This is a genomic window from Amylibacter sp. SFDW26 (assembly GCF_009184395.1).
Lineage (GTDB): Bacteria > Pseudomonadota > Alphaproteobacteria > Rhodobacterales > Rhodobacteraceae > Amylibacter.
The window spans coordinates 93,392-110,476 of the sequence record NZ_WEIC01000006.1; the positions used below are offsets into that span (position 1 = coordinate 93,392).

The following is a 17,085-nucleotide window of genomic DNA, read 5'->3' on the forward strand; positions in this document are numbered from 1 at the left end:
CCTTTGCCTTTGGCGTTATGGTGGCAAATCATCTATTGTCGCATGACATAAAAAAGCCGCCCAAAAGGACGGCTTCTTTAATAATACTACATGGTAGTGATTAACCTTGGCGTGCTTTGAAACGACGTTGAGTTTTGTTGATCACGTATACACGGCCCTTGCGGCGCACAATGCGGCAGTCGCGATGACGCGCTTTCAAAGAGCGAAGTGAGTTTTTGACTTTCATAGTCTTTCTCCATAATCGCGGCGCAATTGCGCCATTAAATTTCATTTTATCCCGTAATGGGATGGTGGGCGTAACTGGGATTGAACCAGTGACCCCTTCGATGTCAACGAAGTGCTCTCCCGCTGAGCTATACGCCCGAAAAAGCGAAGGGCCGCGCGAAGCGACCCCAGTCGTTGGGCTTCTATAGGGGGAGTCGGAATAAGGTTCAAGAGGTTTTGCACATTAGATTGAAAGGTTATAGAGTGTTGCATGGAAGGAACGATAAAAAACGTGCATAAATATGACTTACGATTGCCGCTAAAGGTAACAAACCCTGTTGTTTTTAGCTCTCCACACAGCGGGCGCGACTATCCAAAGGATTTCGTGAAACGATCAGTTCTATCCAAGGCGCACTTACGAAGTTCTGAAGATGCGTTTGTTGAGGAGTTGTTTGGAGGGGTAGTTGCCTTTGGGTCTCCAATTTTAGCAGCTCTGGCTCCGCGTGCCTATGTGGATGTTAACAGGGGGGCTGATGAATTGGACCCTAGCATTATTGAAGGAGCCAAAGCTGCATATAACAACCCTCGGGTTGCTTCAGGTTTGGGCGTTATTCCACGTGTAGTTTCTGATCGTCGCCAAATCCAATCGGGCAAGATGAGTATGCAAGAAGCAATTGAGCGTATTGATAACTTTTACCATCCTTATCATAAACTACTGATGGAGCTTATTTCTCAAGCAAAAGTGAAGTTTGGTATGGCTGTTTTATTGGATTGTCATTCTATGCCAAACGATGCTTTACAAAATGCCATGGCACCAGGTGGGGCGCGCCCTGATATAATTTTAGGCAACCGTTTTGGTGCATCAACGCGACAAGATATTTTTGAAGTTGTAGAAACTGCCTTGAAAAATGAAGGTTTTATTGTTGGGCGAAATAGCCCTTTTGCTGGTGGGTATATCACCCAAAAATACGGTGTACCGGTGAAAAATCAGCATACGGTTCAAATAGAAATAAATCGTGGGCTTTATATGAATGAAAAGCGTATCCGAAAAAATCGTGAGTTTGATAATGTTCAAACGGCATTGCGTAATGCATCGCGTAAGATTTGTGACAGCTTTGGACAGAGTATTTCGCTTGCTGCAGAATAATTAACGTAAAGAGCGGCCTTTTAGGATTGCATCCTTTCCAAAGCGTTCTTTAATTTTATCCGCTGCTCGCTCCACTTTTTCGCGTTTTCCAGCATCTGGGTCTAATAAGTTTCCAAGCGAATGCACATCATCAACTTTTGTTAATCCGCTTATACCAACACCGATCAAGCGAAACGGAGCTTTGTCTATCAGTGCATCTAATAAGGGTTTTGCATGACTGTAAATCATGTCTGCCACCTGCGTTGGATCCGCCAATGTAATACGTCGCGTCAAAATTTGATGATCGCTTTGTTTAACTTTCAGAGTAACAGTTTTTCCCATAATATCTTTAGCCTTGGCACGATATGAAACCTGTTCTGATAACCGCCATATATGGCCATCTAGTAAACTGGCGTCACTCGTATCTTCGGAAAACGTGGTTTCTTTGGAAATACTTTTCACAGGTGTTGATGCATTTACGTTTCTGTAATCTTGTCCGCGGCTTAGGTGCCACAGACGGTCGCCCATCGTGCCGTAATGATCCACTAATGTTTTGCGGTCACGGCGACGGAGGTCGGCGAATGTACGGATGCCGTCGCGTTCTAGGGTGCCCTGCATGACTTTTCCTACGCCCCATATTTTTTTGATGGGGAGGGGTTCAAGGAAATCTTGGGTCTCTGCTTTGCCGATTATCGAGAACCCTTTGGGTTTGTCTAAATCAGAGGCAAGCTTTGCGAGGAATTTATTATGAGATAACCCGATAGAGCCTGAGATGCCCAGCTCATCTTCCATGCGTTTTACGAGCTTTCCCAGCACGACGGCGGGTGGGGCGTTGTGAAGTTTTTTGGTACCTGTCAGATCAAGGAAAGCTTCATCAAGCGACAAGGGTTCTATTGCTGGAGTTAGATCTTCCATGAAACGGCGAACTTGGGCCGAGACCTCGGCGTAGGCGGACATTCGGGGGGGGAGGATCACTGCTTCTGGACAGAGTTTTAAGGCCTTGAACATGGGCATCGCAGAGTGGACGCCTTTGATGCGGGCGATGTAGCAGGCGGTGGAAACGACGCCGCGTTTTCCGCCGCCTATTATGAGGGGCTTATCTTTGATCTCTGGGTTGTCTCGTTTTTCAACGGAGGCATAGAAAGCATCGCAATCCATATGGGCGATGGAAAGGGTTGTGAGCTCTGGATGAGATAAAACCCGTGGGCTGAAGCATTTGGGGCAGCGGGGGGCTGCATCAAATAAAGCAAAGCAATCTCGGCACATGGATTTCTGGGTCATAGGGGTGTTCTATCATAGAATGTCCCAGTTGGGACATGTATTTAAGCTATTGAAATTATTATATTGTTCAATGTTCATACTTTCAATATAAGATAAATATCATAGATAAAGTCTACTAAAGTAAGCTTTTAATTTTAAAAGGGTAAATTCTAATCATGGCATTTGGAGTCTTTATTCATAGAAGGGATTCCATTTATGAAGATTACCCTTCTGAACAATATCAATTTCCATCACAATATCTGTCTCGTGCGAAAAACTGTGAGGGTGATTGGATAATTTATTATGAGCCTACGAAAGCGATAAATTCAAAAGGCTATTTTGCTGTAGCAAAGGTTCAAGAAATCATAGCAGACCCTAATCATGAGGGAATGTATTTGGCAATAATTGAAAATGGTACATATCTGGATTTTGGAGAACCGGTAGAATTTCGTCCACAAGGCGAAGTTATCGAGAGCGGATTACTTAATGAAAAGGGCGGTATTTCTGGTCGTGCACAAGCTGCGATACGAAATATATCGCCTTATGATTTTGCGAGAATTACCGAAATTGGCTTGTCCTCTGATGAAGAGTTTTTACCAAGGGTTGATGTTAAGCAGAGCCAATTTTCTGATGCTCAAACGCCTTTTGAACACCCCGTTGAAAGAGCGCGAGTTGAGCATATAACTAATCGTGTTGTTCGTGATAAGAATTTCAGAAAATCTGTTTTACGTGCTTATGGTGAAAGATGTGCTATTTCCGGCTTGAAGCTTATAAATGGCGGTGGGCGTGCCGAGGTTGAAGCAGCACATATTAGACCGGTAAAGGATAATGGCCCAGATATAATTAGTAACGGTCTAGCATTATCAGGTACATTACATTGGATGTTTGATCGTGGTTTAATTGGCATTGGTGATGATTTAGAAATCTTAATATCTAGGCATGTAAATAATTTAGATTCCATCCGACCGCTTATAAACGATACTGGTGAATTGTTAACTCCAAATGCGCAATTTCAAAAACCTCGGCTAGATTTTATTCAGTGGCATAGAAGCGAATACTTTAAAGATTGAAGCTATTCTTATAGTATTTAAATTTCCCCCAACCACAGTTCGATCTGATCCAACACAGATGTCATCAGCATGTCTGTGGCGTGTTTGCCTGTGATGTGGAGGAGATAACCGTTTGGGGTGCATTCTCGGCGGATGTTTATACCGTTTTTTGGGTTGGACAGGCGGCGGGGGCGGTTGGGGGCTGTGCTGCGGTTTTCGCTGAGCCGAGTTTCGGCCTCTTGTATGATGGGTAACAGGCGGTTCCATTGGGTGGTGCTGGAAAGGTCGTTTTGTTCGTCGATGGCGGCGATGATGATTTTGCCCCAATCCAAGCGCAATATGCTTGCAAGGCGGATCAGTTGGTTTTGGGTGAGCTGCTCTGGGTCGATCAGGTGACCGTCTAGGGCCTCGATCACTTCGGTGATGGCGCGGAGTTTGAAACGTTTTTGGCGACTGATTTGGGGATAGAGTGTGGTGAGGGCTGTTGTGATGCTGTCGAATATGCCTGCGTCATGGGCGGTGATGACGATGCGCGCGCGTTCCCATGGGGATAGGTTTTGGCGCACCTCGTTTTCTTCGACCATTGCGGCGAGGGCTTCTTGGCGGTTTTTCGGTGTGCGGATGAGGGCGGTGATGGTGGTGTATTTGCTGTCTTTTGTGGTTTCGGACAGGGTTTGGATGGCTGTTAGGCGGCGGTATCCTGAGATGAGGCCGTAGCCAGCTTTTATGGGGTAAACCTCGATCGGTAGGCGCAGGCCGTTTTGGGCGATTGAGGTTTGCAATTCTTGTTGGGCGTCCGCATCTATTATGGTGCGGTCGCGTGGCAGGGTGGTTGTGTCGATTTCGTTAAGCGGGATGTTTTGTATGTGATCTGTCATGACCGTAATCGTGTGTTGCGGTCATGAAGGAATGGTTATTTGGGCGTGCGCTAGATGGTTTTCAGTTCTGCGATCACGGCTTCTGCGGCGGCTTTTGGGTCGTCTGCCTGCCATATGGGGCGGCCGATGACGATGTGATCGGCGCCGTCTTTGATGGCAGATGCTGGGGTGGCGACGCGTTTTTGATCGCCTAATGCGGCGCCTGCTGGGCGGACACCTGGGGTGACGATGAGTTTGCCGTTTGCTTCGGGTAGGGCGCGGATCATTGCGGCCTCTTGTGGGGAGGCAATGACGCCGTCTGCGCCTGCGATGAAGGCGTTGCGGGCGCGCTCAACAACGAGGTCGTGGATGTCGCCCGCTTTGATCAGGCTTTTGTCGAGGTCGGTGCGGTCGAGCGATGTGAGGATCGTGACGGCGAGGATTTTGGTGTTGCTGTTGCCGCGGCCTGCTATGGCGGCTTTGACGACGTGGGGGTCGCCGTGGACGGTGAGGAAGTCGAGGTCATATTGGGCTATGCCTGCCACGGCTTTTTCGACGGTGGCGCCGATGTCGAAGAACTTCATGTCTAGGAAGACGCGTTTGCCGCGTTGTTTCAGTTCATTTGCAAGGGCGAGACCGCCGCCTGTGAGCATGCCGAGGCCGATTTTATAGAATGAAACGCTGTCGCCCAGTTTGTCGACGATTTGCCCGCCATCCAAAAGGTTTGGGACGTCTAGGGCTACGATTAGGCGGTCATCAGCGGTCATGGGCAGGCTCCGATTTGTTTGGGCTGTCTTGTTGGATCAAGCTGCGAAAGTCAAGGAGTGCGCGGGCGGTGGATGCCTGCGGCGCGGATATTTATCTAAGAAGAAAGATTAGGTGCCGCGTTTGCCCATCAGTTTGGCCATATCTAGCATGCGGTTGGAAAAGCCCCATTCGTTGTCGTACCAGCCAAATATGCGGAGTAAGCCGCCTTTGGAGACGGATGTTTCTGCGCCTGAGATGATGAGGGATTCTGGGCGGGCGCGTAGGTCTGTGGAGACGAGGGGTTTGGTTGTCCATCCGAGGATGTGGTTTGTTTCGCATTTGGCTTTGAGCATGGCGTTTACATCTGCGGCGTTGGTGCGTTGATCTGTTTGAATTGTCAGGTCGATTGCAGAGACGCTTGCTGTTGGCACGCGGATGGCACGGGCTTCTAGGCGGCCAGCCATGTGGGGGAGGATTTCGCCGATGAGTTTATGGGCGCTGGTTGTGGTTGGCACCATAGATAGAGCAGCGGCACGACTGCGGGCCAAATCTCCGCGTGGTTTGTCCACAGTAGGTTGGCTGGAGGTGTAGCAGTGGACTGTTGTCATGTGGCCGCTGACGAGGCCGTATTCTTCGTCTAGGATTTTCACTAAAGGCGCCAATGCGTTTGTTGTACAGGATGCGTTTGAAACGATCAATTGGTCCTTTAGTTTTTCGTCATTCGCGCCGATGACCAATGTGATGTCGGAGGCTTTTGAGGGGCCAGAGACCAAAATGGATTTCGCGCCCGCTTTTAAGCCGCGTTCTTCAACGGATCGCCCGCCTGTCATGCCTGTGCATTCTAGAACGACGTCGATATCTGATAAATCCAATTTACTGATATCCGATGTGGCATGAAATGGAATGGTTTTGCCGTCGATGATGATGGCATTTTCTGCGGTTTCCACTGTGCCCTTATAGGGGCCAAACACGCTGTCGAATTCGAATAAATATGCGCAAGTGTCCAGAGGTTCTATGTCGTTGATAGCCACAAGTTCGAAGCCGTTTGGATCTGTTGCCAACATACGCAGGATCGAGCGGCCGATGCGACCGAAGCCATTTAGGAACAATTTGATTTTACGATCTGCCATTCTAAGCACTCTATATAGTTAGTACTCATTAGGGTTAACGAGTGCATTCAAGTGGATCAACAAAAGTATTGTACCATTTTGAAAAGCAAAATGTCTTTTCGGGCAAACTATATGCTGATCATATATGTTTTAAGCAAAGAGTTTAGGGATGCTTGCTCTTTTTCTGTTAATGCAGAGACGAGCTGTTTTTGAGTTTCAACATGCGCTGTGACAGCCTTATCGGTTATAGTTTGTCCTTTTTCAGTCAAAGCAATTGAAACACTCCTTTTGTCCTCTGGATTTTGAATACGTTTGACCAATCCCTTCTTTTCAAGTTGGTCAATGCGGTTGGTCATCGTTCCCGAGGTGATCATCATGGTTGCCAAAAGCTGATTTGGGGACAGAGCATGAGGTTTGCCAGAGCGTAAAAGGGTTGCAAGGACATCAAAATCGGCTCCAGTTAAGCCATGTGCGGAAAAGGTGGTACCCATTTGGCTGCTAAAGTGGTGTGATATTCGGAGCAAACGCCCGATCAGCTCCATTGGCTCTGTGTTTATATCGGGACGCTGCTTTGCCCATTGATTTCTGATTTTCTCGATTTCATCCATGTATAAATCGAACAGCACAATTATCTTGACGTCAAGGTTTTTAAAAATATCTTGATATCAAGATACTTTGAAAGTGTATATTATGAACCGTACCATGAATATTCTAATTACATCGCTTGCCCCGATGATTTGGGGAAGTAGTTATATTGTGACAACGCAAATGTTGCCCAACCTTGATCCCATTACAATTTCGGTATTACGTGCTTTGCCTGCTGGATTGTTGCTTTTAGTGTTGGTGCGGCAATTTCCTAAAGGTATGTGGATTTTCAAAATGTTAGTATTGGGGGCATTAAATTTTGCAATTTTCTGGGCATTGCTTTTTTATTCAGCTTACCGTTTGCCTGGTGGTGTGGCAGCTGTTTTAGGGGCACTTCAACCCCTTGTTGTTATTTTTGCGGCGTATGGATTGCTTGGAACATCTATTCGCCCACTTTCAATGCTTGCAGTATTATTTGGGGTCTTGGGTATTGCGCTCTTAATTTTGACACCTGACGCGAAATTAGACATGTGGGGCGTTGTGGCGGGGTTCATTGGAGCGTCATCCATGGCATTTGGCGTTGTTTTAAGCCGTAAGTGGCAACCACCCGTATCAGCTTTAACGTTTACTGCATGGCAACTGACGGCAGGCGGGGTATTGTTGGTTCCTTTGACAACTTTTACTACAACTGATTGGTCAACGATTACGGGCATTAATATATTAGGATTAAGCTATTTAGGTTTGATTGGCGCAGCTGCAACCTATGCCATTTGGTTGCGTGGTATTAAGTTGTTGCAACCCTCTGCCGTTTCAATACTTGCGCTTCTAAGTCCAGTAAGTGCAACTTTGTTAGGATGGTTTATTTTGGACGAAACTTTGAGCGGTTTACAGTTATGTGGTATGTGCGTTGTTTTGTGTAGTGTCATGCTTGGACAGTATGCTTTGAGAGCAAGGCCTGAAACAGTTTGATATTTTGCAACCAACCCCTTGCGAGTGGGATTTATTGTTCCTATCTTTATAGCGAGGCCTGAACCATTGCGTGCCTATAGATAGGGCGCAGAATTTCCGAAAATCAGGTGCTTGTAAAAAGGAGAAGACCCATGGACTTTGAAAAGTTCACAGAACGGTCTCGGGGCTTTATTCAAGCCGCCCAGACCATTGCGATGCGCGAAAGCCATCAACGATTTACACCTGAACACCTGCTGAAAGCTTTGCTGGATGATGATCAAGGACTTGCTGCGAATTTAATCAATGCAGCAGGCGGGAATGCGAAATTTGCGCTGGATGGCGTGGATGTAGCATTATCTAAACAACCTAAAGTCAGCGGTTCTGGTGGTAGTGTTTATTTAGACAGTCAGACAGGTAAGGTGTTGGCAGAGGCTGAAAAGCTGGCCAAGAAAGCTGGTGATAGCTTTGTGCCTGTGGAACGGATTTTGACGGCGCTATGTATCGTCAAATCTGATGCACAGAAGATTTTGAAAGAGGCGAATGTAACGGCGCAAGGATTGAACTCTGCCATTAATGACATTCGCAAGGGGCGCACGGCGGATACGGCATCTGCCGAAGATGGCTATGATGCGTTGAAGAAATACGCCCAAGACCTGACGCAAAAGGCGCGGGACGGTAAGATTGATCCGATCATTGGTCGTGACGAAGAAATTCGCCGCACGATGCAGGTTTTGTCGCGTCGTACCAAGAATAACCCTGTTTTGATCGGCGAGCCTGGTGTTGGTAAAACCGCGATTGCCGAAGGGTTAGCGTTGCGGATTGTGAATGGGGATGTGCCTGAAAGCTTGGAAGACAAACAGTTGATGGCGCTAGATATGGGGTCACTGATTGCTGGTGCAAAATTCCGCGGGGAATTTGAGGAACGCCTTAAAGCGGTGCTGACTGAGGTTACGCAAGCTGCTGGTGAGATCATTCTGTTTATCGATGAGATGCACACACTTGTGGGCGCTGGTGCGTCTGAAGGGTCAATGGATGCATCGAACTTGTTAAAACCTGCGCTTGCGCGTGGTGAATTACATTGTGTGGGTGCAACGACATTGGATGAATACCGTAAGCATGTGGAGAAAGATGCGGCTTTGGCGCGTCGGTTCCAGCCTGTTTTGGTGGAAGAGCCAACGGTTGAGGATACGATTTCAATCTTGCGCGGTATTAAAGAGAAATATGAGCTGCATCATGGTATCCGTATTTCGGATAGCGCGCTGGTGGCGTCGGCGACACTGTCAGAACGCTATATTTCCGACCGGTTCCTGCCCGATAAGGCGATTGATTTGATGGATGAAGCTGCCAGCCGTTTGCGGATGGAAGCGGACAGTAAGCCCGAAGAATTGGATACGGTTGATCGCGAGTTGCTGCAAAAGCAAATCGAGGCGGAAGCGTTGAAGATGGAAAAGGATGCAGCATCCAAGGATCGTTTGGCGAAGTTAGAAAAAGAATTGGCGGAGTTGCAAGAGCAGTCCAGCCAGATGACAGCGCAATGGCAAGCCGAGCGTGATAAACTGGCCTCTGCCCGTGATATCAAAGAGGAGTTAGATCAGGCGCGGATTGATTTTGAAACAGCGCGCCGTTCTGGTGATTTGGCGAAAATGGGTGAATTGCAATACGGCATTATTCCTGCGCTGGAAGACAAATTGGCAAAGGCAGAAAAACAAGGCGATGATGTGATGGTTGAGGAAGCTGTGCGCCCTGAACATATTGCATCGGTTGTTGAACGTTGGACGGGTATTCCAGTGGATAAGATGCTGGAAGGTGAGCGGGATAAACTGCTGCGTATGGAAGAGGAAATTGGCAACCGTGTTATTGGTCAGTTTGATGCGATCCATGCGGTATCGAATGCCGTGCGCCGCGCTCGCGCTGGGTTGAATGACCCGAAACGTCCGTTGGGTTCGTTCATGTTCTTGGGGCCAACAGGTGTTGGTAAGACGGAGCTGACTAAGGCACTGGCGGAATTTCTATTCGATGACGATCAGGCGATGGTACGTGTGGATATGTCTGAGTTCATGGAAAAACATTCCGTTGCCCGTTTGATTGGAGCACCTCCTGGATATGTCGGGTATGATGAAGGTGGCGTTCTGACAGAAGCTGTTCGCCGTCGTCCGTATCAAGTTATCTTGTTTGATGAGGTGGAAAAGGCACATCCAGATGTGTTCAACGTGCTGTTGCAGGTTCTGGATGATGGCCAATTAACCGATGGTCAGGGACGGACTGTGGATTTCAAACAGACGCTGATTATCCTTACATCGAACCTTGGTGCACAAGCTTTGAGTACCTTGCCAGATGGTGCGGATACGGAAGAAGCTAAGGGGCAGGTGATGGAAGCTGTGCGCGCACATTTCCGTCCTGAGTTCCTGAACCGCTTAGATGAGATTGTGTTATTTGACCGTTTAAGTCGTGAAAATATGGATGGCATTGTTGATATCCAATTGGCGATCCTTGGTAAGCGGTTGGTGGGTCGTAAGATTGAGTTGGCAATTGATGACTTGGCGCAAACTTGGTTGGCTGATGCGGGATATGATCCTGTTTATGGGGCACGTCCGTTGAAGCGGGTTATCCAAAAAGCTGTTCAAGATCCGTTGGCGGAACTCTTGCTAAGTGGTGATGTCTATGACGGATCTAAGGTGGATATTACGGCAGACGACAATGGTTTGGTGATCAACGGTGTTGGTAACGAACCAAAGAAACCTACGGATGAACCTGTACATTAATAAGGAATAGATGATGGGCTGGATTATAAGAACTTTGATTTGGGGTTTGGCCCGTCGTTTCCTAGGGTTGCCAGGAATGGCACTTATAGGGGGGCTTTTATATTTGTATTTCACCCGTGATTTTGGGCTGTTTTAGGGCACGGATTTAACCGCGCCCTAACAAGCCGCTTATTTTGGTAGAATAACCGCATCGATTACGTGAATAACGCCGTTGGAAGCCACAACATCAGCAGCTACAACATTTGCGCCGTCTACTTTTACGCCGTTTGTTGCATCTACGCTGACATTTGCACCATTAACAGTTGCTGCGTCTAGTTTTTTACCAGCAATATCACCTGACATAACCTGACCGGGTAAGACATGATATGTTAGGATGCTCACCAATTGATCTTTGTTTTCTGGTTTTAGTAGGTTTTCTACTGTGCCTGCTGGTAATGCAGCGAAAGCATCGTCAGTTGGTGCAAATACTGTGAAAGGGCCATCGCTGCGTAGTGTATCTTCTAACCCTGCGGCTTGAACTGCTGCTACTAGTGTTGAAAAGCTGCCTGCGCCTACAGCTGTGTCTACGATGTCTTTTGCTTTACCACCTGCAAATGCAGATGTTGTAAGGGCCAAAGTTGCTGTTGCTGCAATGAATGTTCTTCTAAGCATGTTTATCTCCTAAAGGTTGAAAGAGCGGGATGCTCTTAATGAGTTGGTTACGGAGCGTTTGCTGAATTGGATGAGTGAAAGCCGAAAATAATGGACCTTGATTTTAAACGTCTTTGAGCTAAGCCAGCACTTTTTAAAATGACCAGTAAATTTTTTGTGACATATTCCATTCTTAACAAGCCATCACAAGATTGGGACATACCATCAATGAAGCTTGGCTATATGGATGTTTGTGGCTAGGCTCAACTGCTAATCGGGGAGGACTATTATGCTTTTTATGGACGTCGTGGGGAACACGTTACAGCTGTTAGCAACGCTTTTTGTTATTGCGCTTGGGCTGGTTTTTTTAACTGCGGTGGTCATGTTCATTATAGATACCACGCAAACACAAGATTCTGTGCGACGTAATTATCCTGTCATTGGGCGGTTTAGAAAATTATTCACGGAACTTGGCGAATTCTTTCGCCAATACTTCTTTGCGATGGATCGTGAGGAAATGCCATTTAACCGCGCACAACGTGATTGGGTTGCCCGAGCGGGCAGTGGGAAAAGCAATACGATTGCTTTTGGATCCACACGGAACCTGAATTTTTCGGGCACACCTATTTTTGTGAATGCGGCTTTTCCGCCTTTGGATGATCAGGCCACGAAAACACAGCCACTGCAAATTGGCCCGTATTGCCGAATGCCGTATGACGCACCTTCGTTGTTTAATATTTCGGGGATGAGTTATGGCGCTTTGTCGAAACCCGCAGTCCGTGCGCTAAGCCATGGGGCGAAAGATGCGAATATTTGGATGAATACGGGCGAAGGTGGTGTATCGCCTTATCACTTGGAAAGTGGATGCGATATTGTTTTCCAGATTGGTACGGCAAAATATGGTGTACGGGATAAAGATGGTAATTTATCGGATGAAAAGCTTAAAGAAGTAGCTGCACATCCACAGATCAAGATGTTTGAGTTGAAAATGGCGCAAGGGGCAAAGCCTGGTAAAGGTGGTATTCTGCCCGCAGCCAAAGTCAGCGAAGAGATTGCGGCCATTCGTGGGATTGAAGTTGGCACACCGAGTATATCGCCGAACCGTCATACGGATATTTCAAATGTCGAAGAAATGTTGGATCGCATCAGCCATATTCGGGATGTAACAGGGAAACCTGTAGGTTTTAAGACTGTAATGGGTGACTTCAAAGCGCTTGGTAAGTTTTTGGATCTAGTTGTAGAGAGAGGCATGCAAACAGCACCTGATTTCATTACATTGGATGGCGGTGATGGTGGAACGGGTGCCGCCCCTATGCCGCTGATGGACATCGTTGGTTTGCCATTGCGAGAATCTTTACCGATTGTATCGGATATGATTTATGAGCGCGGATTGCGTGGGCGTATTCGTTTGATTGCATCTGGTAAACTAATCAATCCATCAGATGTCGCTTGGGCGATTGCTGCAGGTGCTGATTTCGTGACTTGTGCGCGTGGATTTATGTTCTCACTTGGGTGCATTCAGGCGCTAAAGTGTAACAAGAATACTTGCCCAACGGGCATTACAACGCATGATAAGCGTTTGCAAAAAGGATTGGTGGCTGAAACCAAAGCCGTAAAGGTTGCAAATTATGCGAAAAGCTTGATCAAAGAAGTTGAGGTAATTGCCCACTCTGTGGGGGTGAAAGAGCCACGCGAAATCGGGCGCCGTCATGTGAGGATCGTGAAATCTGCGGGATCGTCTGTGCCAATGGATGTGATGCTACCGCGCCCTGAAATCCGTGTTTCACCAAAGTGAAGCAATTCCAACAATTCCGTGAACAAGCGTGTTTTGTCTTTTAATGTGACTTTGCCTAGGTAAAACAAGGTTGAAAAGGAACGTATCATGACAAAGCTGACATACTCGCAAGTAACACCGAAAGCGGATTTTCTGAACAGACGCCAGATTATCGCTGGGGCTGCGGGTATTGGTGTGTCATCTTTGTTAGCAGGGCAAGCCAATGCCAAGACACTGGAGTTCACTAAGAGTGACTATAAAGTCGAAGGCGATATAACACCGAAAGACGCGGCCATAACTTATAATAATTTCTACGAGTTCGGGACGGGCAAAGACCAGCCAGCGCGATATGCCGAGATATTAACCACTGACCCATGGAGTGTTGAAATTGGTGGCGAGGTGAATAACCCTGGCACGTATGGTTTAGAAGACATTCTGAAAGATGTATCTTTGGAAGAACGCATTTACCGTTTCCGGTGTGTAGAAGCGTGGTCAATGGTTGTGCCGTGGATAGGTTTTAAGTTGTCTGACTTGATTGCTAAAGCTGATCCTACAGGTAATGCAAAATATGTAGCGTTCGAAACATTAAATCGTCCTGAAGAAATGCCAGGTATTGGTTGGGCACCAAGTTTCCCGTGGCCTTATGTCGAAGGTTTGCGTTTGGACGAAGCCATGCATCCGCTGACCATAATGGCGACGGGTATGTATGGTGAAAGTCTGCCAAACCAAAACGGTGCACCATTGCGTTTGGTTGTGCCGTGGAAATACGGGTTCAAGTCTATCAAGTCTATTGTAAAGATTACATTGACCGAAGAAGAACCACCAACAACTTGGAACCGTATCGCGGATAATGAATACGGCTTTTACTCTAATGTGAATCCAGAGGTGGATCATCCACGTTGGTCACAAGCATCTGAGCGCCCAGTTGGTGCAGGATTGTTTGCGGGACGCATCCCTACGTTGATGTTCAACGGATATGGGGATGAAGTCGCAAGCCTATATGATGGTATGGACTTGCGCAAAAACTTCTAAGATTGTGTTGTTGGGTACAAAAACTCGATAGAAACAGTTTCTGGTTTCAGTAATGACATGAGTTTTATGAACGATTGCTTGTCAGCCATAAGATCATTTGACGCGATTGCTTGTTCTTCAGTTTTCCAAAGATAAATATCAACCCAAGTTCCATTGCTGTCTTTGTAAAGTACCTGACTTATAAAACCTGGTAGCTTTTCTAGGTCTGGTAATATGCCATCAACAGCATTTACCATATCTATATCCAATACGTTATTTTGTGACTGCCATTTTACCAATTCCATTACGTGCATGTTTATACCTTTTCATATGAAGCCCGTTCATGGTGAAGGTATGAAAACTAATCGTTCTTGAGTAGGTATGCTTTAAGAATTATTGTTCATATTTATGAACAATAAATTTTATGCTCAAGCCGAAGCTTTTGTCACAGTTGTCCGCTGTAATTCTATCAGTGGCGCTGCATTGGAGCTGAAAACAACAAAATCTAATATTAGTCAGAAGTTGGCTGACCTAGAAGCTTTTCTGGATGTTACGCTTATTAAACGCACAACGCGGCATATGTCATTAACACCAGCTGGTGAGAGGGCGTTTCAAATATGTGAACGCGCTGTAGATGAAACTGTAAATGCTGCATTGTTAATAGGGGCTTTGGCAAAACCTGAGAACCGCCCTTCTGGCAGAGTTAAGGTGTCAGGTTCTAATATATACCTTACAAAGTGCGTTTTGCCTGAAATGGGGGCGTTTTTAGACAGCTACCCTGATGTGGAAACTATATTTGTTGGCAGTGATCTGCGTGTAGATTTTTCTGCTGAGGATATCGACATGGGATTTCGCATTGGGCCAATTGCCACGGCGCGGAATAAGGTGATCCCTTTAAAGCCATTGAAACGTATTCTTTGTGCCAGCCCCAAATTAATCGATAGGTATGGAGTGGTAAAAGACCCCAGAGATTTGATGACGATGCCATGCATTTTGCGCGAGCAAGAGCAGCCTGTCTGGAAACTGGAATTGCTTGAGGAGAGATATGAGCATTACATCACGGAAGCGATCTTTCGTGCTAATACTATTGAATTAAGCTTGGAGGGCGCCATTCAAGGCCTAGGTGTTACTTTGATATCAGAAGTCGTGGCAGCTGATGCTATTGCGCAAGGTCAATTGGTACAGCTCTTGCCTGATTGGGGTATTGCGCCAATCCCAGTGGCTTTAGTGCTGCGCGGTACAAGGATGAATAGAGCCCAGGTTCAAGCTTTGCGCCATTACTTCGTTTCACGACTAGCTTAAAGATTCTAAGGATATAACCGTATACCGCTGATTGCGATGTCGACATGGAATGCGCGCCCTATTGCGACGATACCGATGCGGCGCAAGCCCGTTAAGTTAATTGGTTTGTCGACACGGTGATTGGTGAAACTGTCAAATGGCAGTCTTACAGTTGTCCATTCTGTCTTTGCCAAGAAGCTTTGACGGTAAGATTGCCATGGGCGTTTTATATCGTTTGTTCGCAGGTGTATGTTGTAGACTTCTGTGTTTCCAGCGACGTCTAGTTCGATACCAGTCCACTGGCTTGCATCCATGGGGCGTTGATTAGGGCCTAGGTCCAAAGCGATTTGGATAAACCCGCCATTGTTTTCTAGACTAACATCTCCTTGCATACGTAAGGCATTACGTTTTTTGAAGTGATTGCGTTCTATTGTTCCGTTGGAAATACCACCCATAACGGTATCGCTCACAAGCTCCCATGTGTTGCCGTTTGATGCTATTGGGTGCGGGCGATCGAGAGCATCTATGGTATAATGTGTATCAGCCAATAGGGGCGTTCCTGTAATTGTTGTTACGGAGGCTGCGATTGTGCTTTTTAATATGTGCCGACGGTTTATGCGCATTTTGTCTCCTCTCTTTATACATAGAGGCATTTGTGAAACGATCACGTATAAATATTGGTTTGTAATGATTCCAACAGGGATGTGTATTGCTGTGCTTTGATTTTGCACTCAACTTATCTTAAGGTCTTTGGGAAATAAGGACCAAAGATATGGCTATAGTAGATGTAATGAATGCAGCGATGCGCCGTATCCCAGCTTGGCCTCTATATATAGTGCTGACTGTTCCAGGGCTTTGGCTGTTTTATCAAGCTTTGAACAATCAATTGGGGGCAGACCCGCTTAAGACACTAGAACATCAATTGGGTGTTTATGCACTGCAGTTGCTTGTGGCGAGCCTATTGATTACGCCTTTACGTAATATATTGAGCATTAACCTTATTAAGTACCGCCGTGCGATCGGGCTGATGGCGTTCTTCTATACCGCAGCGCATTTGTTGACTTACCTTTGGTTGGATCAACAATGGTGGTGGGATGCTATTATTAAGGATCTGACGAAACGACCGTATATCATCATTGGCTTCACAGCTTTTCTGGCGATGGTTCCTTTAGCTATTACGTCCAACAATACGTCCATAAAACGATTGGGGGCGGGGGGGTGGAAAAAATTACACCGCCTTGCATATTATGCAGCCCTTGGGGGAGCTGTGCATTATGTATTGCTGGAAAAGACGTGGCAAAGAGAGCCGATACTCTATGTTCTTATTGTGGTTGCGTTATTGGGGTACCGTTATGTGAAGGCGTATAAAGGCACGTTTTTCTCTGGGCATAAAGCAAATGGGTAAAGATTGTGGCTGAATCGCCTAATCTGTGTTCCGAGTCGCCGATTTTAGATTAGATTCGCATTTACGAAGCCGTTTCGAATCTCAATTGTGTCTGAAATGGGGCGAAATCCCTGAAAGTTATCCACAAAATATGAATAAAATCAGTGACTTTCAGATTTGGGTGAGAAAATTCATAAAAAAATACAAAGAAATTCATAAATCTGTTAAAAAGTATAAAAAAGGGGTTGCGGGTTTGATTGAGTGCCACTAGAACCCCCCTACCGACGGAGACAACGTTGATACGAAGGCTTCGGACGGTGATAATAGAGACACTGAGCGGCGGGCGCGCCAAAGGGAA

General features: G+C 46.5%; 18 protein-coding genes and 1 tRNA gene. 8 read left to right on the forward strand and 11 right to left on the reverse strand.

Translation table 11 applies throughout. The features are described from left to right. Positions 1–100: 100 nt before the first annotated feature. Positions 101–226 (reverse strand): type B 50S ribosomal protein L36, encoded by a 126-nt coding sequence (gene ykgO, locus F9L33_RS14985; RefSeq protein WP_193222072.1) that lies wholly within the window; start codon positions 224–226, stop codon positions 101–103. A gap of 62 nt (positions 227–288) precedes the next feature. Beyond that, positions 289–363, reverse strand: a tRNA-Val gene (locus F9L33_RS14990). A 112-nt stretch (positions 364–475) separates the two neighbouring features. On the opposite strand from F9L33_RS14990, the gene F9L33_RS14995 reads away from it, so the two are divergent. Continuing rightward, entirely contained in the window at positions 476–1,351 is an 876-nt protein-coding gene (locus F9L33_RS14995; RefSeq protein WP_152143624.1) for an N-formylglutamate amidohydrolase, read from the forward strand. On the opposite strand, the gene F9L33_RS15000 is transcribed toward F9L33_RS14995, so the two are convergent. Continuing rightward, positions 1,352–2,611 carry a DNA polymerase IV gene (locus F9L33_RS15000; RefSeq protein ID WP_152143625.1) on the reverse strand — a complete coding sequence of 420 codons (1,260 nt, stop codon included), beginning with the start codon at positions 2,609–2,611 and terminating at the stop codon, positions 1,352–1,354. It lies immediately after the preceding gene. 155 nt (positions 2,612–2,766) lie between these two features. Here F9L33_RS15000 and F9L33_RS15005 point away from each other — a divergent pair, with 155 nt between their 5' ends. Beyond that, positions 2,767–3,660 carry an HNH endonuclease gene (locus F9L33_RS15005; RefSeq protein ID WP_152143626.1) on the forward strand — a complete coding sequence of 298 codons (894 nt, stop codon included), beginning with the start codon at positions 2,767–2,769 and terminating at the stop codon, positions 3,658–3,660. Between the two features lie 17 nt (positions 3,661–3,677). Here the strand turns inward: F9L33_RS15005 and F9L33_RS15010 are convergent, their stop codons facing one another. From F9L33_RS15010 to F9L33_RS15025, 4 genes are all read right to left on the reverse strand, one after another. Continuing rightward, entirely contained in the window at positions 3,678–4,517 is an 840-nt protein-coding gene (locus tag F9L33_RS15010; protein WP_152143627.1) for a ParB N-terminal domain-containing protein, read from the reverse strand. A gap of 50 nt (positions 4,518–4,567) precedes the next feature. After that, positions 4,568–5,263, reverse strand: coding sequence for an orotidine-5'-phosphate decarboxylase (gene pyrF / locus F9L33_RS15015; RefSeq protein ID WP_152143628.1), 696 nt, complete (start codon positions 5,261–5,263; stop codon positions 4,568–4,570). Between the two features lie 108 nt (positions 5,264–5,371). Then, positions 5,372–6,373: a type I glyceraldehyde-3-phosphate dehydrogenase gene (locus tag F9L33_RS15020; RefSeq protein WP_152143629.1), complete on the reverse strand. Its 1,002-nt coding sequence runs from the start codon at positions 6,371–6,373 to the stop codon at positions 5,372–5,374. A 107-nt stretch (positions 6,374–6,480) separates the two neighbouring features. Continuing rightward, the gene (locus tag F9L33_RS15025; RefSeq protein WP_152143630.1) at positions 6,481–6,960 is read right to left on the reverse strand and encodes a MarR family winged helix-turn-helix transcriptional regulator; all 480 of its coding nucleotides are present in this window, start codon (positions 6,958–6,960) and stop codon (positions 6,481–6,483) included. A gap of 79 nt (positions 6,961–7,039) precedes the next feature. Here F9L33_RS15025 and F9L33_RS15030 point away from each other — a divergent pair, with 79 nt between their 5' ends. Beyond that, entirely contained in the window at positions 7,040–7,906 is an 867-nt protein-coding gene (locus tag F9L33_RS15030; RefSeq protein WP_226804171.1) for an EamA family transporter, read from the forward strand. Positions 7,907–8,037: 131 nt separating this feature from the next. Next, positions 8,038–10,647, forward strand: a complete 2,610-nt coding sequence (gene clpB, locus F9L33_RS15035) for an ATP-dependent chaperone ClpB (protein WP_152143632.1) — start codon at positions 8,038–8,040, stop codon at positions 10,645–10,647. 168 nt (positions 10,648–10,815) lie between these two features. Here the strand turns inward: clpB and F9L33_RS15040 are convergent, their stop codons facing one another. Next, entirely contained in the window at positions 10,816–11,298 is a 483-nt protein-coding gene (locus F9L33_RS15040; RefSeq protein WP_152143633.1) for a fasciclin domain-containing protein, read from the reverse strand. Between the two features lie 277 nt (positions 11,299–11,575). On the opposite strand from F9L33_RS15040, the gene F9L33_RS15045 reads away from it, so the two are divergent. Together F9L33_RS15045 and msrP are read left to right on the forward strand one after the other, a co-directional pair. Then, the gene (locus tag F9L33_RS15045) at positions 11,576–13,072 is read left to right on the forward strand and encodes an FMN-binding glutamate synthase family protein (protein WP_370452143.1); all 1,497 of its coding nucleotides are present in this window, start codon (positions 11,576–11,578) and stop codon (positions 13,070–13,072) included. An 87-nt stretch (positions 13,073–13,159) separates the two neighbouring features. After that, on the forward strand, positions 13,160–14,083 hold the full coding sequence (gene msrP / locus F9L33_RS15050; protein WP_152143635.1) for a protein-methionine-sulfoxide reductase catalytic subunit MsrP: 924 nt from the start codon (positions 13,160–13,162) through the stop codon (positions 14,081–14,083). Here msrP and F9L33_RS15055 read toward each other — a convergent pair. Continuing rightward, positions 14,080–14,376, reverse strand: coding sequence for a hypothetical protein (locus F9L33_RS15055; RefSeq protein ID WP_152143636.1), 297 nt, complete (start codon positions 14,374–14,376; stop codon positions 14,080–14,082). The genes msrP and F9L33_RS15055 overlap by 4 nt on opposite strands. Positions 14,377–14,470: 94 nt before the next feature. Here F9L33_RS15055 and F9L33_RS15060 point away from each other — a divergent pair, with 94 nt between their 5' ends. Then, positions 14,471–15,364: a LysR family transcriptional regulator gene (locus tag F9L33_RS15060; protein ID WP_152143637.1), complete on the forward strand. Its 894-nt coding sequence runs from the start codon at positions 14,471–14,473 to the stop codon at positions 15,362–15,364. 5 nt (positions 15,365–15,369) lie between these two features. Here F9L33_RS15060 and F9L33_RS15065 read toward each other — a convergent pair whose 3' ends face one another. Continuing rightward, positions 15,370–15,966 carry a CIA30 family protein gene (locus F9L33_RS15065; RefSeq protein ID WP_152143638.1) on the reverse strand — a complete coding sequence of 199 codons (597 nt, stop codon included), beginning with the start codon at positions 15,964–15,966 and terminating at the stop codon, positions 15,370–15,372. A gap of 149 nt (positions 15,967–16,115) precedes the next feature. Between F9L33_RS15065 and msrQ the strand changes: the two genes are divergently transcribed. After that, positions 16,116–16,748 carry a protein-methionine-sulfoxide reductase heme-binding subunit MsrQ gene (msrQ, locus tag F9L33_RS15070; RefSeq protein WP_152143639.1) on the forward strand — a complete coding sequence of 211 codons (633 nt, stop codon included), beginning with the start codon at positions 16,116–16,118 and terminating at the stop codon, positions 16,746–16,748. Between the two features lie 61 nt (positions 16,749–16,809). Here msrQ and F9L33_RS15970 read toward each other — a convergent pair. Continuing rightward, positions 16,810–17,085, reverse strand: a 276-nt coding sequence (locus F9L33_RS15970) for a hypothetical protein (protein WP_226804162.1), incomplete at its 5' end; no start/stop codon positions are given.